Consider the following 18,545-nt stretch of genomic DNA (forward strand, 5'->3'; position numbering starts at 1 on the left):
TTTTGTTTAGTCATTCCATTGGTACGTCCAGAAAATTTCTTCATCGAACCATTTTTGGACGACAGGTTCTTTGTTTTTCAGCTTCTGTTCAAGCTCTCTCAGCATGCCTTCTGTTTGCGTTCTATGTGCTCTCAGTGCATTTAATTTGATATCTGCTACATCTGTAATGTCAATTACAATATCAGGATTGCCCAGCACTTCTTCTCTATTTTTCGTAATAGGCATGCAGTATGTGACAGGACGGTCTTCTTTTTTCTTGCGATAAAGAGCGCGAATGACCGCTTCCCCTGTCGCATCATGATCAGGGTGTACACCGTGTCCTGGATAAAATGTGACAATCAGAGTAGGTTTGACTTCATCGATGATGGCTTCCATCACATCCGCCAAATACTCGTCATCTTCAAATTCTAATGTTTTATCACGCAGTCCAAGCATACGTAAGTCTGTGATATCCATTTCTTTGCAGGCATTGATTAGTTCCTGTTTTCTTAATTCAGGAAGCGTTTCACGATTGGCATATGTTGGGCTGCCCATATTTCTGCCCATTTCCCCAAGTGTCCCGCATGCATACGTGACTGGGATACCGCGCTTTCTGCTTTGTGCAATGAGACCTGCAACCCCAAAGGATTCATCATCTGGGTGAGGCAGCATCACTAGTACATGTTCGTTCATGACTCGTCACCCTTTCTACTACACCTGAAATGGTGTTTCACTAATTTGTAATGAGATCGCTAGTTTTCCGTCTGGCAAATGCCCCGCTAACAGCAGGCGGCCTTGCTCGTCAAACTCATAATCCGTTAATCCTTCTGCGTAAATCCAGCCATCTTCTGTTTTCATTCCAACACGGTACGGACCTTGTCCTTTTATTTTCGCCTGTGAATAGACGACCTTCGCATTGCGGATATAGGCCACGACCGTCATATTTTGTTCATTTACATGAGCTGAATAAGAACCAGTTGTCGTTTCAAGATGAACGAAGACTGGACGATTTAAAAACGCTTCAAGATGTGCTGTGACATCTTCCGTTTGAATTGGTTTCATGTGTGGTTCCTTCCTTCATTTTGAATTAATTCTCGCAGCTTTTTTGTATGTAAGCTGATCAACTGCAACTGATGATCATGCTCAAGCTCACTTTCTAATATTCTCTCTACCGCGAGCACATATTTTTGATGGAATGATTTTCTCGCCCGCGGATGAGTACGCGCATCGCTTAAATCATCACATATCGCCTCGTGTAAAGAAAACATATCATCGACATCAAGTTGACGATTTTTCCATAAAGATTGATAAGCGGCTGTAAGCTCATTGGCTGATGACATGTAATCACCTCTACAGATTTGGTAACAACTTATTATGACATGATCCGCCTTCAAAAAAAAGCAAACTGCTCGATAGGGTTAATGAGAATTGGCTGTTTTTTTCATGCGTATTTGAGAGGTCGTAAACAATAAAATCGCGACCCAGATACAAAGGAACGTCACAATTTTAGCTGAAGATAAATGCTCGTGATACACAAATAACCCTAAAAACAGTGTAATTGTCGGTGCAATGTATTGTAAAATACCTACTTGATATAGCGGAATTCTTTTTGCTCCTTCAGAGAATAAAAGAAGTGGCACCGCTGTAAAGACCCCCGCAAAGAATAAGAGACCAAGCGATCCGAAGCTGTTAGGATTCATTGTCACCACAGGTTCTTTTAAGAAGAATAATAAGTACACAAGTGCCACCGGTGCGAGTAGCAAGGTTTCAATTGTCAAACCAATTGCGCTTGTAAATCTCATTCTTTTTTTAATCAATCCATAAAAACCAAAGCTAAAGGCAAGTAATAACGCAACGACAGGAAATGAACCGTACTGAACCGTTGAAAGGATCACTCCAGCGGCGGCAATGAGAATCGCAATGGTTTGTAATTTATTGAGCCGCTCTTTTAAGAATATGATGCCTAGTAAAACAGAGACAAGCGGATTAATATAATACCCTAAACTAGCTTCTAGCATAAGATGATGATTGACTGCCCAAATATATACATACCAGTTAACCGATATTAAAATAGCAGATAAAAGTAGGGAGAAAAGTGCTTTGCCATCCAGCATGAGACCTTTCACTGTCTGCATTGCCGGCCGGACTTGTTTTAAATAAAGAAGAATACCGCACATAAAAACAAATGACCATAAAATTCTGTGCGCTAAAATTTCGCCTGACGAAATATGCTCCATCAGTTTCCAATATAACGGGAATAATCCCCATAATGTAAAAGATGCTGCCGTATAGAGAACACCTTTTGATTGCTGTTGTTCGTTCAATCTAACCATTCCTTTCTAAACCTATCGTATATTATAGCACGCACTCAGGTGAATGGGCATATACTAATTCAGGGCATTTAGAAAGGATGATTTACATGTTTGACTGGAACCGATTATTTCCTTTTCAAAAGCAATTTTCAAAAGAAGCCTTAAAGAATTCAGACCCTAAAGACGTTGAGCAGTATGTCAATCAAGTGATGGAAAGTGTATTCGGCTCCAATTATCCTGCTCAGTTCCCTTTTCAGGACCCACTCTCTCAACATCAAAAAACGAGAGAAACAGACGTCCAAAAAGAAAAAGAACCCGAAGTGGAAGTGTTCGAAACGACTGATCATGTGTTCGTTAAAATTGAGCTTGCTCGGCCAAACACAGAAAAAGTAAAAATCAAACATACAGCCAATCTGCTGTTTATTGATCATTTTCCTGAAGAAGATAAGCAAAAGAAAGTCGTCCTCCCTGCTGCTGTAAAAAGAAAAGGAACGAAGGCTTCTTATCAGGACGGTATTTTGGAGATTATGTTTTTAAAGCATGATGATCCAGGCATCTCTGAAATTGATATTCCATTATAAAAAGCCTGCTTTCATATAGAAGCAGGCTTACTCTTTTTTTCTTAATAGTATGGTGGGTATCCGCCGCCATATGGTGTTGGTGCAGGTGGTGGTGGCGGTGGATAATACGGACGAGGATAATTAAAAATCGCACTTCCTAAAAATCCGCCAAGCAGTCCACCGACTAAAGGAGCGCCAAAACCAAAAAACAAAGGGACTCTGGATTCATATGGCGGAATGCCAGGGGCGCCGCCTCGAAAATACGGAGTATGAGGGTACATGCATTTCTCCTCCTTTGTCATGTGCCTAACATCAGCATATTCATCAGGAGTTAAAACGTTTGGGCAAACCTGAAACTAGGCTTGCTCCTTTTTTTCATGTGATTCTGTATACTCCCCTGCCCACTTCGATACTTCATGAAACACACCATTTAGCGCTTTGCCTTTGTCAGTTAAACAATAAATCACTTTTACAGGCGTCTCAGGCAGGACAGTTCGTTTTATAATCCCTTCTTGCTCAAGTTCCTTTAAACGTTCTGCGAGCATTTTTTGACTGATAGATGGGATAATGTCCGTCATGTCTTTAAAACGCTTTGGACCATCAAGCAATACATGAATAATGAGACCATTCCACCTTTTGCCTAACAGTAAAAAAGCTTGCTGAATGTGCGGACATAATTGAAATTCCATAAATTTCAGCCTTTCTTTTCATGATTGTTTGACAAACTAACAGTATACAATTTAAAATATTTCTAGTTACAATAAGTAAGTTTCTCACTTTTTAGTTATTGTACCATACTATTTGTAAAAACGGGAGGAAATATCCATATGGCGACCGATCAAAAAACGATTGACATTTTAAAACAAAGAGCATCAGTAAAAGAGTATGATACAACTCATGAAATGACAAAAGAAGAGTTAACAGAGCTTCTTGATATCACAACAAAAGCACCATCTGCGTGGAACCTTCAGCATTGGCATTTCACTGTTTTCCATAGTGCTGAATCTAAAGCGAAGTTACTTCCAGTCGCTTACAATCAAAAGCAAATCTCACAAGCATCCGCTGTTATTGCTGTACTAGGTGATCTTGAAGCCAATCAAAATGGCGAAAAAATCTACAGTGAGCTGGCTGAACAAGGCTTCATTACAGAAGACATTAAAGAAACATTGATGACGCAAATCAATGGTGCTTACCAAAGTGAGCAGTATGCACGTGAAGCTGCGTATTCAAATGCTTCATTAGCTGCTATGCAATTAATGATTGCTGCAAAAGCAATGGGCTATGATACATGTGCAATGGGTGGTTTCAGCAAAGACGGCTTCATTAAAGAATTCAATGTAAGCGGCCGTTACGAGCCAGTTATGCTAATTTCAGTTGGTAAAGCAGCGAAAGAAGCTCATAAAAGCAATCGCTTCGACATCGAAGAAGTATCTGATTTCCTTTAAAAAATAACAAGACCTCAGCATTCATGCTGAGGCTTTTTTTATTTGCTTTAAATATTATTTCTACATACTTTCTTTTCACTTTATCCCTTTTTAACCTTTACCCTATCTCCTTTTTAAGAATGTAAGCGTTATATTAGTATGATATTCAGTTAAATGATTGTTTTTTCTGAAAATGGTCTTGTGATCTAATCTGACAACTGCTATTATTATGAAATTACAAAATATTAGAGGAGGAAATCATGAATAAAAAATTGATACTCGCACTACTCATTGCGATTCCATTCATCGGACAGCTTGCTCTGCTGCCCTTTGCGAATCGTATTCATCCATTTGTGATAGGGCTGCCTTTTTTTCACTTCTGGCTCTTACTATGGATTGTTCTCACACCAATCTGCACTTTTATCATTTACCGAATGCAACATTCAAATGGAGGAACTGACTAATGCAAGGAAATTTAACAGCTTTATTGATTACTGCAAGTATTATTTTCATCGTCGTGGTCATTGGATTTGCCGCTGGCCGTGACAAATCATCTAGACAGTCAGTAGAGGAATGGTCTGTTGGTGGGAGAAAATTTGGCGGGCTGCTCGTATGGTTCCTCGTTGGCGCGGACTTATATACAGCTTATACATTTTTAGGGCTCACAAGTACAGCCTATACAGCAGGAAGCGTCGCTTTTTTCGCCATCCCCTATTCAGTTTTAGCTTATTTTATTGCTTATTTCTTCTTACCAAAGCTATGGACCGTTGCGAAAAATCACAACCTGACAACCCTTGCCGATTATGCACGTGAGCGGTTTGACAGCAAGCTGTTATCTAGTTTGATTGCCATTGTTGGCGTACTAATGCTCATTCCTTATATTTGTCTTCAGCTAAGCGGAATTCAAGACACTTTAACGGTCGCTGGTACTAGTTATATTAATGTGAATGCAGTTGTTATTATTTCATTTATCTTAGTCGCACTTTATACATTTTTCAGTGGTATTAAAGGTCCTACATATACAGCTATTATAAAAGATATTCTCGTTTGGGTCATCATGCTCTTTATGGTCGTTTCACTGCCAATCATTCATTTTAACGGCTGGACCCCAATGATGAATACGTTAGCCAAAGAAGCGCCACAGCTTCTAACGATCCCTGATGGCGGCCCTAAAGGCATTTTATGGTTCATTACCGCTTCTGGCGTTTCTGCCCTTGCTTTGTTTATGTGGGCGCATGCGGCAACAGGGGTTTTTACAGCCAAAAGTGCAGATGCTATCCGCAAAAACAGTATGTTTCTGCCGCTTTATAACATCGTATTGATTTTGGTCATCTTCCTTGGATTTATTGCTTTTTTAGTCTTACCAGAAGATACAAATCCAAGGTTTGCTCTTCTTCATTTAATTCAAACGTCATATGGCGGCGTGATGCAGGGACTCGCTTATTCAACGATTGCACTAGCTTCCCTCATTCCATGCTCGATTATGGCGATTGGCGCATCGAATTTATTTGCCAATAATTTATACCGTGATTTAATTCATCCGAATGTGTCACCAAAAAGATTGACCATCATCACTCGTTCAATGGTGTTTATCGTCATCGGACTGGCCCTTTTATTCGGGATGCTTTTCCCAACAGCACTTGTCACGCTTCAGCTCATTGGCGTTTCAGGAATGGTTCAAATCTTCCCAGCCATTGCGATCAGCTTGTTCTGGAAAAAACAATCGAGAGAAGCAACGATTGCGGGGTTAGTGGTAGGCATCATCGTCACCTTTACAGCCAATATCTCTCAAGTCACGTTCGGGCTTTATGAAGGTTTTCTTGGTTTACTAGCAAACGTTGTGGTCATCTTAATCTTGAATCCATTCTTCCAAAAGAATGTCAAAGACAATTCTGTCATACATGATCTATTTGAAAAAGATAAGGAAAAAACAGAAGCGATCACAAATAACGCATAAACATAAAAAGAGCAGCCCCTTATGAGGACTGCTCTTTCTTTATTTCATTTCTTTTTTCAAAACTTCAATGGCTTTTTTCATTTGAGTATCATTATTCTTTAGCTTATCTTGGAGCTTCGTCATCAGTACTGTCGTTGTATCTCCTGTCAGAATACCGTTTGCTTTCAGGTCGTTGTCTGTTTGGAATCTTTTGACGATAGACTGAAAGGCTTGATCGTACTCGCCATTTGCTTTTGCTTTGTAGCCAAGCGCTTCGAACATTTTTTGAGCCGCTTTGACTTCATCTCCATTGTCATTCAGCTGATACGTTTTTTTCGGGCTTAAGTATGGCAGCTTTGCATAACTTGGGAGCGATGCTTTGACCTGTGGTTCAATTCCTTTTTTGTGAATCCATGAACCATTCGGTGTGAGCCACTTGGCAATGGTTAATTTGACGCTAGAGCCATCATTATAGCTTTGCGCATTTTGCACAGTCCCTTTACCAAACGTCTTTTCACCAACAATTTGGATACCTGAAGATTGGTGAAGAGCCGCTGCCATGATTTCAGCAGCACTGGCTGAGCCACCATTTACAAGGACAACTGCCGGCTGATGAACTTTACGGTCTTTTTCAGCCTTGTACTCTTCTTTCTTCCCTTTTTCTTCAACCTGCATGATGACTTTCCCTTTATCGATAAAGTCATTACTCATTTCAATCGCTTCTGTCATAATGCCGCCTGGGTTATCTCTCAGGTCAATGACATAGCCTTTTGCCCCTTTTTTCTCAAGGTCATCAATGGCTTTATCTAGCTCTTTAGATGTTGTTTCAGCAAAGGACGTAATTTGGATTTCTCCTATTTTGTCTTTAGTGAGTTTTGCATACACCGTTTCAAGAGGAATGGTATCTCTTGTGATCGTCACATCGACATTGCCTACTCCTTGGCGGTTAAGGTGCAGCTGAACATCCGTTCCTTTTTTCCCTCTGATGAGAGAAACTGCTTGATTGACCGACATGCCTTTTGTGCTTTTTCCATCCACCTTTAAAATACGATCGTGAGGTTTTAACCCGGCTTTTTCAGCAGGAGAGCCTTTAATCGGCGCGACAATTAAAATTTGTCCATCCTTCTCTTCTACTTGTGCACCAATTCCTTCAAATGAAGAAGAAATGGTGTTGTTGAATCCTTCGGCTTCCTCCTGATCCATATATGTAGAGTATGGATCATCAAGTGATGCAATCATTCCTTGAATCGCACCATCTACTAGTTTTTGATCATCCGTTTTTTCGTAATACTCATCTTTTACCTTCGTATACGCAGCCATGAGTTTACTAAACTTCTCATCTCCTGTGACACTGACAGCACCTTGTTTTGTGATCACAAATGTAATCGCTGAGGACAGTGCTGCTGTCACCAGGATGGCGATGACGAACTTAAATTGTTTTTTCAAAAAAACACCACCTTTATCTCCTTTCATTATTATCAAGGACGATGCTTCATCCGTCAACCAAAGGATCAAACTTCTAATTGAAAAGATAAGCCATTTGACCTTGCATTGCATAACCTTTAGAGAGGAACATGATAAAGGAAGAAGGGGTATTATGAGTGATTATGTAGAAATGCTTGCCTATTTTGGCATATCCAGTGCCCATCCTGGCGGGATTGAGTTAACAAAAACAATGCTTGAGCATATAAAAATGACACCGGATGCGCGTATACTGGATGCCGGATGCGGGACAGGTCAAACGGCAGCATATTTAGGAAATATCGGTTATCACGTAGAGGCGATTGATACACATCCTTTGATGATTGAAAAGGCCAACCTGCGATTCAAACGAGAAGAACTGCCGATCCGTGCATTGCAAGCATCGATTGAACAGCTGCCATTTCCAGATGAAGCATTCAATCTTCTCATCAGTGAATCTGTTTTAAGCTTCACCAACCTTCCAGCTGCACTCGCTGAGATCAAACGTGTGCTTGCCCCTGGAAGTCAAATGATCGCAAATGAAGCTGTGTTAAAAGCCCCACTCACACCTGAGGAGCTCGCCACCGTTCGAGATTTTTACGGGTTTCACTCGCTCTTTTCGGTTGAAGAATGGAAGGAGCAGCTAAAAGCAGCAGGATTCCATGACATTCGCATTCTCTCATTCGATGAACATATGGTACAGGAGGAGCCGACGGAAATGGAGTTATCTGAACACATCCCACCTTCTCTTTACGAAACGATGCAAACACACTACGATCTCATTCAAGCGCACCGGAAGCAGCTTAGTCACATTCTATTTGAATGTAGCGTATAAAATGAGCGAATCTCCTATATGTTTTGTCCAAACTCTATGAAGTCTCTCGCATAGGATAAGAGTGAAAAGAGTTTGTCATAAGGAGGAAAAATATGGAGCGCTATCAAAAGCTTTGTCAGCAGCACATGGGAAAAGTCGCTAGAATCACAGATCGTAATGGCAGAGTACATGTCGGACGCATTGAGCGGGTGACAAACCGCAAAGTGTATATTCGTCCAGTCGGCGGTTCTCGTGGAGGCTTTGGCTTTGGTTATTACGGAGGGTATTACGGCTGGGGTGCCGCCTATGGCATCGGCCTTGGTTTCATTACAGGTTTCGCATTAGCAGGATTGTTCTTTTTTTAAAAGAAGAATAAAGAAGGCCCCCCGAATAGCTGGGAGGCCTTTCAGCGTGTAGACAAACCCTCGCATTCGGTGTCAGTCCTGCGTGCTGGTGCTCACGAATGTCAAATTCGCTCCGCGCCAGTACTCGTCCTTCCTAGACTGCAAAGGTTTTCTATTACACTGAAAAGAAGACAAAGGGCTAAAATAAAGATCATTTTAGCCCTTTGTCAACAATCTGGAAGGCCTCCCGAATAGATGGGAGGCCTTTTTATTTGATTAGATTTTCTTCACTTTGTTCATGTACTCTTCAAATGTTAAATCGTGATCATGCATCGCTTTTGCTGCTTCTTTTCCAACATAGCGCAGATGCCATGGCTCATATTCATATTTCGTAATGTCTTCTTTTCCTTTTGGATAACGGATGATAAAGCCATATTTATAGGCGTTTTTAGCCACCCACTTGCCATCAGGTGTTTCACCAAACTTTTCAGAGATCTCAAATCCGGCACTTTTTGAGGAAATGTCCATAGCAAGGCCTGTTTGATGTTCACTTTCGCCTGGTAGTGCTACTGCTTCTTGTGCTTTGTTCTTGCCTTTTAATTTAACTTCACTATCAAAAATGACTTTTTGACGGTCATAGGAGCGATAGCCAGATACTGCAGCCAGCTCGAAGTTTTCCTTTTTCGCACTTTTGAACAATTTCTCAAGCGCTTCCGCTGCCTCTTTACGAATATATCGTTTTTCAATATCCTCTGTAAAAGAGAATTCTACTTTTGGTACAACGAGATCAGAAGGTTTATAGGTTCCTGGTAATGCGTATTCTTTGTTGACAAGCGCCAGCACGTTTTCAGGATTTTGAATAGTTTTCAGCCCGCTTACCACCTTGATGTCATTGAAATATTCACTCTTTAACGTCAGCTCTTGATCCGATGAATCTGCTGTATTGTTTGAGTTTTGCTGGGTAGATGAATTTGTTGCGCTCTTTTGTTCGTTTGTTTTGTTCGATTCAGTTGTACCGCTTTTTTGCTCCAGTAACTGGCAGCCCGATAATGCGGCTGTCAAACCAAGAATTGATGCGATTGAGAGTATTTTATAGCTTTTCTTCATGACATACCTTCCTTTTGCTCTTCTAAAAAAATAAAGATGCGCTACATCGTAGCACACCCTTTATACTATTATAAAACAGAGTCTAGTGCAATTAAGATCATTTCGTCAAATGTTGTTTGACGCTCTTCAGCCGTAGTTTCTTCTCCTGTAAGAACATGATCACTCACTGTCAAAATGGATAACGCTTTTCGATCAAATTTTGCTGCAAGCGAATAAAGAGCTGTAGTCTCCATTTCAATCGCTAGAATTCCGTATTGAGCCATGAGCTCAAGTGGTTTTTCATTATAAAATTGGTCTGCTGTAAATACATTACCGACACGTACAGCGACGTTTTTTGCTTCTGCTGTGTCGTACGCTTTCTTGAGCAGTCCAAAATCAGCACAAGGTGCATAATCAATCGGTCCAAACGCCACACGGTTCATTTGTGAATCTGTTGAAGAGGTTTGAGCTAAAATGACATCACGTACGTTGACATCCCTTTTTATAGCTCCGCAAGATCCAACACGGATTAAGTTTTGAACGTCATAGCTTTGGATGAGCTCATTCACATAAATCGAAATAGATGGTACGCCCATTCCAGTTCCTTGTACAGAAACACGCTTTCCTTTATAGGTTCCAGTATAACCATACATTCCGCGCACTTCGTTATAGCATTCGACATCTTCTAAATATGTATCTGCAATATATTTCGCACGAAGCGGATCGCCTGGTAGCAATACCGTTTCTGCAATTTGTCCTTTTTCTGCTCCAATATGTACACTCATTTTTTCAGCCTCCACTTACGTTTACTATGTATTTTATCCTATTTAGTATAAACGATTGAGCCCAAAAAAGAAAATACCAGCTGAAGCTCAAGCTGGCATCATCCATCATCTATTTAACTCATCGTGAGCAGTCGTTCGCTTCGTTTCCACCCTGACGGAAAAAGTTGATAATAGCACTTTCCCTTTTTTCTATCATCAATCACAACAATATCACCTGTTGTCATAAACCGCGCATTGTAATCATTAGGGACTGTATCATGTACATTAAATGTCGAGAATGCTTTTTCCAGTACATCCAGGTGTGTTCTGCCGCCAATCTTTGTCCGGTACACTGGCTGATGCCCGCTGGCAGCGCCATATTCAGGTGTCTGATAAATGGTTAAGTGATATGCTGAAGGTTTCTTTTGAAAAAATCTCAACGTCAATTGCATTCAAATCCCTCCCCTTTTATATAAAATTGGCTGGGATCTGGCAATTTCCTTCTTCTATTTTTGTCGAATGACAGATAATTTTTCGTCAATCTTTTTACAAATGAGAAATAAAGCAAGTCCTATCGCAAAACCGCCTGCAACATCTGTCAAATAATGAACACCGATATACATTCGGCTGATCCCAATCAAAAGAACACAGATTCCCGTGATCAAGTAGACGCTTTTTTGTTTTTCTTTCAGCCATGGAATCATCTCAACTAATAGATACGCCATAAAAGGATAGATTGTTGCTGCATTCATCGAATGTCCGCTCGGAAAGCTGTAATAGGTTTCGTTGATCAGATGATCAAAGGCCGGGCGCTCTCTAGCAAACAGCCCCTTTAGTTCATGATTGATGGTTTTTTCTGCGAGATATAATAGAAAAAGCACCATGATAGAGTAATAGCGCTTATACATGAATAGTATGACACTAAACATGAGCATGATTGGGACAAGCAACGCGCTGATGCCAAAGTCCGTCAGAGTCAGCATGACATCATTTAAAAAAGGGAGTCTCATGCTCTCAAACCATAAGATGATCTGGTTGTCCAATTCTTGACCTGCACCAGATACAACGAGCGCAGATATGGCGCCAAATAAAATCAATAGAAATAGGATATACACGCGAAAGATTCTCCTCCCTCTCTCTTCAGAATCTCTTCAAAGTATAGTGCCTACCACGCCTCTTCTTCAACTATCATTGTTTTTTTTAGCATATATTCAAACGTAATGTCAGCCAGCTCAAACGTTTCCAGCTCCGCAGGTATGTACCCTCTTTTGACCAGCTCCATGTAGAAGAATTCCGCAATTTCCTCTGTATCAATCACCAAATCTGCTTCTTTCATTTCATTCAGCCTCCTTTTTTATGATGTATGAACGTCGCCTGTTTTTTATTACAGTTTGTCATAATGGCTCATTCCATACATATAAATGCAGTAAACAAAAAAAGAAATGGGGCTTTTAGGCGATGAAATGGTTAAGCATATTAGATGGCGAAACATTCGATCAGGTGATGGGCCGTATCTTGAGGGGATGGTTTTATGCGATTGTCTTTTTCTGTGTGCCTTATTTTTTATTCGTGTTAGGACAAGTCTTTCTTTAACCAAAATGCTCGTGTAAACTTTCCAATATAAAATCCATCATATCCTTGTATTCTGGATCTTTGAAAAATTCGTAGAGAATTTTATAATCATTATAAATATCAAGAAGCTCATCCACTATAGATACAGCGAGGAATTCTAGTGATGCTTCGCTTTCTTGTTTCTCTTCTAATTGTAATAGAGCCGTTTGTACCATGTCTTCTTCTATTTCTTTTGAGGTTTCACCGACGTAATGCACAAAAAGAAGCTGATGAACGAACTGGTCCATCTCATATTTCCTCAGGACAAGCGTTAAATCTTCCTCTTCTGTTTCCAGCCATTCTCCGTCTTTTAGCCTTGTTAGTTCATAAATGACATCTTCCCAGCCATCTTCAAGGTAGCGCCAAATTTCAGTGCGATGGCCAATAATTTTAAATAGCTCTTTTCCGTAATCTTTTACATATACAACATCGCCAATGAGGAACTCATATTCAATATCCAGCTTTTCTGTATCCACGATCACTCCGTCATACTCATCGTAAAGCTGAAGTGATGTTTCAAAATAAAGCACCTCATTATGATTGACCTCATATAGATAGTGCTGGTCAATTTGATGGACTTTTGTTATCGTTCCGACTGTGCCGTACATGACAACGACGACAATATCCCCTACTTGATATTTTGGTGCTTTCGCCTTCATTCTGTCTCCCCCTTGCCCGACTTTTGGTCTTAACGTATCGTATGCCGGCGCAAGGAATTCTGCATGGGCAACCACACCATGCAAAACGCCATTTTATTTCTCATCAAAAAAACCGCTTTTCCCATCTGGAACAAGCGGTTTTGTGTGTTATTTTTTTTTGACTTCAACTTCATATTGCTCAAACGCTTCGTCAAATGTCGTCATTGAGCTTAAATAATCACCATTTAATTCTAAATAAGCACATAGCTCATGATAATCAGTGGACGCTTTCGGAAAACTGTGATCCTCATAAGCAGCATTTGCAAAATGGCTGATTTCATCTTTCGGTTTCGGATGTCTGTATTTCATTAAATAATGGTAAAACGACTTCACCTGTTTTTCCCTCCGCGATACTCTATTTTGTTGTTATATTATACAGCAATTTGATGACTTGTATAGGCGGAGGTACAACTTATGATGAAAAGTCAAAGTAATTTCGCTTTAATAACCGCTCCATCCTCATTAATTCTTCGTAAGAGATTTTTTCTGGAAGTTTTGTCTGATCCACTAAAATTAATTGATCTTCTATCTCCTTGACCGTCTCATCCTTTTGATATGTCATTCCGCAGTGCGAGCAGGAAATGGACGGTGTTTCGATGATTTCAATGGATTGTGTGCCAGTGATCAGTTCCCAATAGACTGTCGTCTGCTCTGCGTTTGCTTTATTTTCCTCACACCAATCACATGTCAGCAAGGTTATTTCTCCTCCTTTACAGTTTGATCTTTTTTGAGCTGTGCTTGATATTTTTTCTCTTTTAATTCATCTCGTTTTTCACGTTTGTTTTTGAGTGTGTCATGCTCAGGATTTGTTTCATATGCTTCTCTTCGTTTCATGCGGCTTAAATTCTCTGGCGTAAACGATTTCGCCTCATCCTCAAATAGTGCGGTAATACCAATTGCCGGGTCTTGTTTCTCTTCATATATTTCATTAAAATATGCATCTGCTTGGCCTGCGACGTAATGCTCTGGTTCAGGGTAAGAGGTGATGACTCCTTCAAAGTTACGAAGGACAACTTTATCAGGGCTTTGTGATAATAAATAATTTGGCTGCAAGGCGATCTTTCCTCCGCCTCCTGGTGCATCTACAACAAAGCTTGGCACGGCGTAGCCGCTCGTATGCCCTCTTAATCCTTCAATGATTTCAAGTCCCTTTGATACTGGTGTTCTAAAGTGGCCAATCCCCTCAGATAAATCACATTGATAAATATAATAAGGTCTGACCCGTATCATCACGAGATCGTGCATCAGCTTCTTCATAATCGGCACACTGTCGTTAATTCCTGCAAGGATGACGGCCTGATTACCTACAGGAACGCCGGCATTTACAAGACGTTCGCACGCTTCTTTGGCTTCTTTCGTGATTTCAATGCTTGTATTGAAATGGGTATTCAGCCAAACTGGATGATATTTTTTCAAAATCTCGCACAGCTCATCTGTGATACGCTGCGGAAAGACAACCGGCGCACGGGTTCCTATCCGAATGATCTCAACGTGCGGAATATCACGTAAGTTTTTCAAAATGTATTCAAGCACTTGATCATTGATTAAGAGGCCATCACCGCCGGAAATTAACACATCCCGCACCTCAGGGGTTTCTCTAATATACCCAATGGCAGCATCTAACTGCTTTTTCGGCACACCCATGCCGATTTGGCCGGAAAAACGTCTTCTCGTACAATAACGGCAGTACATGGAGCACTGGTTTGTCACAAGAAAGAGCACACGATCTGGATACCGATGCGTTAACCCCGGGACAGGTGAGTCCTCATCTTCATGAAGCGGATCTTCCAAGTCATATTTTGTTTTATGAAGTTCCTCAGCAATTGGCACAGATTGCATACGCACTGGACATCTTGGATCGTCTGGATTCATCAATGAGGCATAGTAGGGTGTAATGTTGAGCGGAATGGTTTTGGTGGAGATCTTCACCCCTTCTCTTTCCTCTTCTGTTAAGTTTACGATTTTCTCTAAATCTTCGAGCGTTTTCACAGTATGCGTCAGCTGCCAAATCCAGTCGTTCCACTTTTCCTCAGGTACATCTTTCCATAGTTCAATGTCCTTCCAATGACGTGCCGGTTCATATAGTTTTTGATTCATATCCATTCCCCCTATCAGCATTCAACTTATACTATGCAAGTTATGTGCCAACATGGGAAAATGCCCCTATTCTTTATAAAAGGAGCTTTACCCGTGATCTTCAATGGATGATGGTGCCTACATTTCGGCATCTACATATTTTTTCAGTTTATATTGCAGTGTTTGTCGAGGAATTTTTAAAGCTGCGGCGGTTTTTTTAATATTTCCTTGATGCTTATTTAAAGCTTCTTGAATCAATCTTTGTTCAAATGAAGAAACCTGACTTTTTAAAGAGGATTCGGCTGTTTCGTCCTCGAGCTTCTGCGCACGTAAATGAGCAGGAAGGTATGAAGGTGTCATGTCTTCGGCTTCCTTTGGCATCATAAGCACAGCATGCTCAATGGTATGTTTTAATTCTCTGACGTTCCCTGGCCAGTGGTGAGCCATAAACAATTGTTCTGTTTCCTCAGAAAGGCGTATGACATTTTTTGAAAACTGCTGATGATAGGTTTGAATGAAATGGTTTGAAAGCAGCGGGATATCTTGCTTTCTCTCACGAAGCGGCGGGATATGAAAAGATGACACATGCAGTCTATAAAATAAATCTTCTCTTAAAATGTGTTTTTTCACTGCTTCAAATGGGTCTATATTGAGTGCAGTAATGAGTCTAACATCTACTTGAATCGCTTTTGCATCCCCAATGCGGCGCACAACTCCGTCCTCTAACACACGTAATAATTTCGTCTGTAGCGTGAGCGGCATCGCTTGCAGCTCATCAAGAAAAAGCGTGCCTCCATCCGCTAGTTCAAAAAGACCCTTTCGATCAATTGCACCTGTATAGCTTCCTTTGACAGATCCGAACAATAAGCTCTCAAGTAACGACTCTGGGAGTGCTGCACAGTTTTGCGGAATGAACACTTGGTTTTTCCGGTCTGATTCATGAACAATGGCTTGAACGAGCACTTCTTTTCCTGTCCCTGTTTCCCCGTATACAACAACTGATGACGGATAAACTGCTGCTTTTTTTGCTTTTTCCAGCATTTCTTTTAAGAGCGGATCATTTGTTAAAAATGAAGTAAAATCATGCATTTTTTCTGTCCCAGCTACATCATGTATTCGCTTTTTTTGACCTAAACGATTAGAAAGAGCTGACAGCTTCGATACATCTTTTGCGACTTCGACAGCACCTATTAACTGGCTGTCTTCAATAATGGGCAATGTCGTGTTGACGGTTTCAATTCTTTCTCCGTTTTTATTCAAATAGGTTTGCAGCGAATGATAAATGGGCTTCCCTGTTCTCAAAACGTGCATGAGCGTACTTGTTTTTTCTGTTAAAGAGGGATACACATCAAGGATGTACTTGCCAATCACCTCTTCTTTTTGTAAACAGTCAAACTTAGCGGCATTATGGTTGTAAAAGATCGTCATTCCTTGATCATCTACAACATGGATGGCTTCATCAATGGCTTCTAAAATTAATTCAAACCAATCCGCTCTTTCGACAACCTTCCCCATTTTTTCCCCCTCACTTTCAGTGCTGAAAAACCGGCATCTATTGCCGAATTTTCAGCGGCTTGATCAAATTCAAATTGTTCCCCTATCCTTTTCACGTTTCGCTTTTTCCCTTTCGATCTCCTGCTTTTTTCATCTATTCTAAAAAACAGTACTGCGCCAAACACTTGCACGACCATCTCTCTTTGGAATACATTCCACTAATAAATGGATACGTGACAGTGCATCCCAAATTCCGTCCATTTCATAATGGTACAATCCCATTCTAAATTACCTCTCTTTACTAGAATGATTAAATGAAAAAAGACGAATGAATGAGCATTCTGCTTATACCAAAAAAAGTGAATGGCATATACATAGTGGTGAGTTTAAATAAAAAAGAAAGGATGGGGAGCAAATGAGTGACAGTCGTACCGAGTTAAGAAGACAACTATTGAACCTATTCTTCAGACCGCTTAGCGACGCGTTAACAGTCAATATTGACGAAGGAGGAACCGAAATGGCAAATCAATTAAATAATCTATTAAGTGAAGTAGCTCTTGGATCATTATCAGCTTCAGCTTCAGTTTCAACTTCTGCTGGAACACCCACTTCACTTCAAGGTGCAAGATGGATTTTCTCAACACTTACACCAGGAACGGTTATTACTATTGTAACTGATTCTGGAGACGTAATTGGACCCGTTACATTTGTAACATTCGATGCTTCAACTGGTATCGTTTTTGTGACACAGGAATCTGCTGTTACACCTAACGGATCTGGAATCACTCTAATAGATGTAGATAAAATTGAAAGTGTTACCATCCCATCATAATGTGAGAGGGTTATCATGAAGCTACTTTATATCAGCTCTGGCTACGGAGGGATCTATCAAACTTTCGATCAATGGATAGTAGAAAGCTTCATCGATTCACCCTTTTCATGTTTAAAGATGGAAAGAGAATCTCTACTGACGCACATGCACAAAATCCGGACATTTTCTCCGGATTTTGTTTTCATGATGATCGGTGATCGCGTTCCAAAAGAAGTGCTTCAGCAATTCAAACAAGAACAGATACCAGTGGTCCTATGGATGACAGAAGACCCTTTTTATACAGATGTGTCAGCCAGCTGTGCACATGATGCACACATGATTTTGACAATTGACGAAGGCACACTGCCTTTTTATAAACAATTAGGTGTTCATCACGCACACTACTTTCCCATTCCGACAAATACACGTGTATTTCAGAAAAAAATGCCGCCAGCAGATTCGTTCCTCTATGATATTGCATTGATCGGTTATCCTTATCCAAATCGCATCAAATCGATCCGTGCACTATTGCAACAGCACAAATGGCGCATTCTCGTTGCAGGAAAAGAATGGCACCGTCACTTAAATAAATCTCGCAGACTATATCGTGATCTGACACTCGTGACCAATTGGCTGAACCCTCAGCAAATGGCCAAAATGTATGAGCAGTCAGCTATTATCCTTAATCCACACAGGCCCGCTCAATTTGCTTATAACCGAAACAAAGCAATGATTGAAAATATAAGTTTGAACAACAGAGCATTTGATATCGCAGCAAGTGGAAGTTTTCAATTGACGAATATAAATCCTCCAAGTGCTTTTTCAAGCTTTGCCTTTTACACTCATGAAGACGACTTGATTGAGAAAGTCGAATATTATGTATCAAATGATGAGAAAAGAAAGGCGATATCTCTTAAAAATTACGAACAAGTCATTTCTTGGAATACATTTGACACGCTGCCATATAGGCTGTGTGAAATGGTGAAGAGCTCCCTATAACTTGTTGACAAAGGGCTAAAATGATCTATATTTTAGCCCTTTGTCTTCTTTTTTTCAGCGTGCCCTGAAAACTTTACAGTCTAGGAGGACGAGTACCGGGCGAAGCAAGTTTAAGGTTTGTGAGCACCGACAAGCTGAACTGACAAAGAATGCGAGGGTTTGTCTACAAGCTGGAG

27 protein-coding genes are annotated in these 18,545 nt (G+C 40.5%); 9 read left to right on the forward strand and 18 right to left on the reverse strand.

Annotated elements, in window-relative coordinates; translation table 11 throughout:
• Positions 1 to 6: 6 nt before the first annotated feature.
• The 4 genes from bshB2 to rarD form a co-directional block, all read right to left on the reverse strand.
• Entirely contained in the window at positions 7 to 672 is a 666-nt protein-coding gene (bshB2, locus tag C5695_RS09850; RefSeq protein ID WP_117730577.1) for a bacillithiol biosynthesis deacetylase BshB2, read from the reverse strand.
• 18 nt (positions 673 to 690) lie between these two features.
• A complete protein-coding gene (locus C5695_RS09855; RefSeq protein ID WP_117730578.1) occupies positions 691 to 1,041 on the reverse strand; it encodes a YojF family protein in 351 nt (116 codons plus the stop codon).
• Positions 1,038 to 1,319: a hypothetical protein gene (locus C5695_RS09860; protein WP_117730579.1), complete on the reverse strand. Its 282-nt coding sequence runs from the start codon at positions 1,317 to 1,319 to the stop codon at positions 1,038 to 1,040. Before C5695_RS09860 ends, C5695_RS09855 begins: the two co-directional genes overlap by 4 nt.
• A gap of 78 nt (positions 1,320 to 1,397) precedes the next feature.
• Positions 1,398 to 2,303: an EamA family transporter RarD gene (gene rarD, locus C5695_RS09865; protein ID WP_117730580.1), complete on the reverse strand. Its 906-nt coding sequence runs from the start codon at positions 2,301 to 2,303 to the stop codon at positions 1,398 to 1,400.
• A 95-nt stretch (positions 2,304 to 2,398) separates the two neighbouring features.
• Here rarD and C5695_RS09870 point away from each other — a divergent pair, with 95 nt between their 5' ends.
• Positions 2,399 to 2,872: an Hsp20/alpha crystallin family protein gene (locus C5695_RS09870; protein ID WP_117730581.1), complete on the forward strand. Its 474-nt coding sequence runs from the start codon at positions 2,399 to 2,401 to the stop codon at positions 2,870 to 2,872.
• A 41-nt stretch (positions 2,873 to 2,913) separates the two neighbouring features.
• Here the strand turns inward: C5695_RS09870 and C5695_RS09875 are convergent, their stop codons facing one another.
• Together C5695_RS09875 and C5695_RS09880 are read right to left on the reverse strand one after the other, a co-directional pair.
• Positions 2,914 to 3,132: a hypothetical protein gene (locus C5695_RS09875; protein ID WP_117730582.1), complete on the reverse strand. Its 219-nt coding sequence runs from the start codon at positions 3,130 to 3,132 to the stop codon at positions 2,914 to 2,916.
• A gap of 75 nt (positions 3,133 to 3,207) precedes the next feature.
• On the reverse strand, positions 3,208 to 3,540 hold the full coding sequence (locus C5695_RS09880; protein WP_117730583.1) for a winged helix-turn-helix transcriptional regulator: 333 nt from the start codon (positions 3,538 to 3,540) through the stop codon (positions 3,208 to 3,210).
• Between the two features lie 138 nt (positions 3,541 to 3,678).
• On the opposite strand from C5695_RS09880, the gene C5695_RS09885 reads away from it, so the two are divergent.
• From C5695_RS09885 to C5695_RS09895, 3 genes are all read left to right on the forward strand, one after another.
• Positions 3,679 to 4,296, forward strand: coding sequence for a nitroreductase family protein (locus C5695_RS09885; RefSeq protein WP_117730584.1), 618 nt, complete (start codon positions 3,679 to 3,681; stop codon positions 4,294 to 4,296).
• Positions 4,297 to 4,535: 239 nt separating this feature from the next.
• Positions 4,536 to 4,739, forward strand: a complete 204-nt coding sequence (locus tag C5695_RS09890; RefSeq protein ID WP_034660942.1) for a DUF3311 domain-containing protein — start codon at positions 4,536 to 4,538, stop codon at positions 4,737 to 4,739.
• Positions 4,739 to 6,232 (forward strand): sodium:solute symporter family protein, encoded by a 1,494-nt coding sequence (locus C5695_RS09895; RefSeq protein ID WP_117730585.1) that lies wholly within the window; start codon positions 4,739 to 4,741, stop codon positions 6,230 to 6,232. Before C5695_RS09890 ends, C5695_RS09895 begins: the two co-directional genes overlap by 1 nt.
• Before the next feature lie 39 nt (positions 6,233 to 6,271).
• Here the strand turns inward: C5695_RS09895 and C5695_RS09900 are convergent, their stop codons facing one another.
• Entirely contained in the window at positions 6,272 to 7,657 is a 1,386-nt protein-coding gene (locus C5695_RS09900) for a S41 family peptidase (protein WP_117730586.1), read from the reverse strand.
• Positions 7,658 to 7,808: 151 nt separating this feature from the next.
• Between C5695_RS09900 and C5695_RS09905 the strand changes: the two genes are divergently transcribed.
• Entirely contained in the window at positions 7,809 to 8,507 is a 699-nt protein-coding gene (locus C5695_RS09905; RefSeq protein ID WP_117733075.1) for a class I SAM-dependent methyltransferase, read from the forward strand.
• A gap of 92 nt (positions 8,508 to 8,599) precedes the next feature.
• On the forward strand, positions 8,600 to 8,851 hold the full coding sequence (locus C5695_RS09910; RefSeq protein ID WP_003216113.1) for a hypothetical protein: 252 nt from the start codon (positions 8,600 to 8,602) through the stop codon (positions 8,849 to 8,851).
• Between the two features lie 255 nt (positions 8,852 to 9,106).
• Here the strand turns inward: C5695_RS09910 and C5695_RS09915 are convergent, their stop codons facing one another.
• From C5695_RS09915 to C5695_RS09935, 5 genes are all read right to left on the reverse strand, one after another.
• Entirely contained in the window at positions 9,107 to 9,937 is an 831-nt protein-coding gene (locus C5695_RS09915) for a M15 family metallopeptidase (RefSeq protein ID WP_117730587.1), read from the reverse strand.
• Between the two features lie 68 nt (positions 9,938 to 10,005).
• Positions 10,006 to 10,701, reverse strand: coding sequence for a purine-nucleoside phosphorylase (gene deoD / locus C5695_RS09920; RefSeq protein ID WP_012010274.1), 696 nt, complete (start codon positions 10,699 to 10,701; stop codon positions 10,006 to 10,008).
• Between the two features lie 113 nt (positions 10,702 to 10,814).
• Positions 10,815 to 11,132: a YodL domain-containing protein gene (locus C5695_RS09925; protein ID WP_117730588.1), complete on the reverse strand. Its 318-nt coding sequence runs from the start codon at positions 11,130 to 11,132 to the stop codon at positions 10,815 to 10,817.
• 54 nt (positions 11,133 to 11,186) lie between these two features.
• Positions 11,187 to 11,795, reverse strand: coding sequence for a phosphatase PAP2 family protein (locus C5695_RS09930; protein WP_117730589.1), 609 nt, complete (start codon positions 11,793 to 11,795; stop codon positions 11,187 to 11,189).
• A 50-nt stretch (positions 11,796 to 11,845) separates the two neighbouring features.
• Positions 11,846 to 12,016 (reverse strand): YozD family protein, encoded by a 171-nt coding sequence (locus C5695_RS09935; RefSeq protein WP_003216084.1) that lies wholly within the window; start codon positions 12,014 to 12,016, stop codon positions 11,846 to 11,848.
• A gap of 122 nt (positions 12,017 to 12,138) precedes the next feature.
• Between C5695_RS09935 and C5695_RS20800 the strand changes: the two genes are divergently transcribed.
• Positions 12,139 to 12,273, forward strand: coding sequence for a hypothetical protein (locus C5695_RS20800; protein WP_262378615.1), 135 nt, complete (start codon positions 12,139 to 12,141; stop codon positions 12,271 to 12,273).
• Here the strand turns inward: C5695_RS20800 and C5695_RS09940 are convergent.
• The 6 genes from C5695_RS09940 to C5695_RS20805 all read right to left on the reverse strand — a co-directional run bounded on the left by C5695_RS09940 (position 12,270) and on the right by C5695_RS20805 (position 16,841).
• Positions 12,270 to 12,950: a hypothetical protein gene (locus tag C5695_RS09940; RefSeq protein WP_117730590.1), complete on the reverse strand. Its 681-nt coding sequence runs from the start codon at positions 12,948 to 12,950 to the stop codon at positions 12,270 to 12,272. The two genes, C5695_RS20800 and C5695_RS09940, sit on opposite strands and share 4 nt — an antisense overlap.
• A gap of 147 nt (positions 12,951 to 13,097) precedes the next feature.
• Positions 13,098 to 13,322: a YozE family protein gene (locus C5695_RS09945; RefSeq protein ID WP_003215834.1), complete on the reverse strand. Its 225-nt coding sequence runs from the start codon at positions 13,320 to 13,322 to the stop codon at positions 13,098 to 13,100.
• A gap of 79 nt (positions 13,323 to 13,401) precedes the next feature.
• Complete coding sequence (locus C5695_RS09950) at positions 13,402 to 13,683, reverse strand: YokU family protein (RefSeq protein WP_117730591.1); 282 nt, start codon at positions 13,681 to 13,683, stop codon at positions 13,402 to 13,404.
• A gap of 2 nt (positions 13,684 to 13,685) precedes the next feature.
• Positions 13,686 to 15,086 carry a lysine 2,3-aminomutase gene (gene ablA / locus C5695_RS09955; RefSeq protein ID WP_044141193.1) on the reverse strand — a complete coding sequence of 467 codons (1,401 nt, stop codon included), beginning with the start codon at positions 15,084 to 15,086 and terminating at the stop codon, positions 13,686 to 13,688.
• Between the two features lie 117 nt (positions 15,087 to 15,203).
• Positions 15,204 to 16,580, reverse strand: a complete 1,377-nt coding sequence (locus C5695_RS09960) for a sigma-54 interaction domain-containing protein (RefSeq protein ID WP_117730592.1) — start codon at positions 16,578 to 16,580, stop codon at positions 15,204 to 15,206.
• 138 nt (positions 16,581 to 16,718) lie between these two features.
• Positions 16,719 to 16,841: a hypothetical protein gene (locus tag C5695_RS20805; protein WP_262379080.1), complete on the reverse strand. Its 123-nt coding sequence runs from the start codon at positions 16,839 to 16,841 to the stop codon at positions 16,719 to 16,721.
• A gap of 133 nt (positions 16,842 to 16,974) precedes the next feature.
• Between C5695_RS20805 and C5695_RS09965 the strand changes: the two genes are divergently transcribed.
• Both C5695_RS09965 and C5695_RS09970 read left to right on the forward strand, forming a co-directional pair.
• Positions 16,975 to 17,391, forward strand: a complete 417-nt coding sequence (locus C5695_RS09965; protein WP_099728719.1) for a hypothetical protein — start codon at positions 16,975 to 16,977, stop codon at positions 17,389 to 17,391.
• Positions 17,392 to 17,406: 15 nt separating this feature from the next.
• Positions 17,407 to 18,369 carry a CgeB family protein gene (locus C5695_RS09970; protein ID WP_117730594.1) on the forward strand — a complete coding sequence of 321 codons (963 nt, stop codon included), beginning with the start codon at positions 17,407 to 17,409 and terminating at the stop codon, positions 18,367 to 18,369.
• The last annotated feature ends 176 nt before the right edge of the window (positions 18,370 to 18,545 follow it).

The sequence above is a fragment of the Bacillus pumilus genome, from assembly GCF_003431975.1.
GTDB lineage: Bacteria > Bacillota > Bacilli > Bacillales > Bacillaceae > Bacillus > Bacillus pumilus_N.

Excerpts from the sequence above, each read along its gene's own strand:
- bshB2 (WP_117730577.1), bottom strand. The coding sequence starts at position 672 with ATGAACGAACATGTACTAGTGATGCTGCCTCACCCAGATGATGAATCC.
- C5695_RS09855 (WP_117730578.1), bottom strand. The coding sequence starts at position 1,041 with ATGAAACCAATTCAAACGGAAGATGTCACAGCACATCTTGAAGCGTTT.
- C5695_RS09860 (WP_117730579.1), bottom strand. The coding sequence starts at position 1,319 with ATGTCATCAGCCAATGAGCTTACAGCCGCTTATCAATCTTTATGGAAA.
- C5695_RS09870 (WP_117730581.1), top strand. The coding sequence starts at position 2,399 with ATGTTTGACTGGAACCGATTATTTCCTTTTCAAAAGCAATTTTCAAAA.
- C5695_RS09875 (WP_117730582.1), bottom strand. The coding sequence starts at position 3,132 with ATGTACCCTCATACTCCGTATTTTCGAGGCGGCGCCCCTGGCATTCCG.
- C5695_RS09880 (WP_117730583.1), bottom strand. The coding sequence starts at position 3,540 with ATGGAATTTCAATTATGTCCGCACATTCAGCAAGCTTTTTTACTGTTA.
- C5695_RS09885 (WP_117730584.1), top strand. The coding sequence starts at position 3,679 with ATGGCGACCGATCAAAAAACGATTGACATTTTAAAACAAAGAGCATCA.
- C5695_RS09890 (WP_034660942.1), top strand. The coding sequence starts at position 4,536 with ATGAATAAAAAATTGATACTCGCACTACTCATTGCGATTCCATTCATC.
- C5695_RS09895 (WP_117730585.1), top strand. The coding sequence starts at position 4,739 with ATGCAAGGAAATTTAACAGCTTTATTGATTACTGCAAGTATTATTTTC.
- C5695_RS09905 (WP_117733075.1), top strand. The coding sequence starts at position 7,809 with ATGAGTGATTATGTAGAAATGCTTGCCTATTTTGGCATATCCAGTGCC.
- C5695_RS09910 (WP_003216113.1), top strand. The coding sequence starts at position 8,600 with ATGGAGCGCTATCAAAAGCTTTGTCAGCAGCACATGGGAAAAGTCGCT.
- C5695_RS09915 (WP_117730587.1), bottom strand. The coding sequence starts at position 9,937 with ATGAAGAAAAGCTATAAAATACTCTCAATCGCATCAATTCTTGGTTTG.
- deoD (WP_012010274.1), bottom strand. The coding sequence starts at position 10,701 with ATGAGTGTACATATTGGAGCAGAAAAAGGACAAATTGCAGAAACGGTA.
- C5695_RS09925 (WP_117730588.1), bottom strand. The coding sequence starts at position 11,132 with ATGCAATTGACGTTGAGATTTTTTCAAAAGAAACCTTCAGCATATCAC.
- C5695_RS09935 (WP_003216084.1), bottom strand. The coding sequence starts at position 12,016 with ATGAAAGAAGCAGATTTGGTGATTGATACAGAGGAAATTGCGGAATTC.
- C5695_RS20800 (WP_262378615.1), top strand. The coding sequence starts at position 12,139 with ATGAAATGGTTAAGCATATTAGATGGCGAAACATTCGATCAGGTGATG.
- C5695_RS09940 (WP_117730590.1), bottom strand. The coding sequence starts at position 12,950 with ATGAAGGCGAAAGCACCAAAATATCAAGTAGGGGATATTGTCGTCGTT.
- ablA (WP_044141193.1), bottom strand. The coding sequence starts at position 15,086 with ATGAATCAAAAACTATATGAACCGGCACGTCATTGGAAGGACATTGAA.
- C5695_RS09960 (WP_117730592.1), bottom strand. The coding sequence starts at position 16,580 with ATGGGGAAGGTTGTCGAAAGAGCGGATTGGTTTGAATTAATTTTAGAA.
- C5695_RS20805 (WP_262379080.1), bottom strand. The coding sequence starts at position 16,841 with ATGGGATTGTACCATTATGAAATGGACGGAATTTGGGATGCACTGTCA.
- C5695_RS09965 (WP_099728719.1), top strand. The coding sequence starts at position 16,975 with ATGAGTGACAGTCGTACCGAGTTAAGAAGACAACTATTGAACCTATTC.
- C5695_RS09970 (WP_117730594.1), top strand. The coding sequence starts at position 17,407 with ATGAAGCTACTTTATATCAGCTCTGGCTACGGAGGGATCTATCAAACT.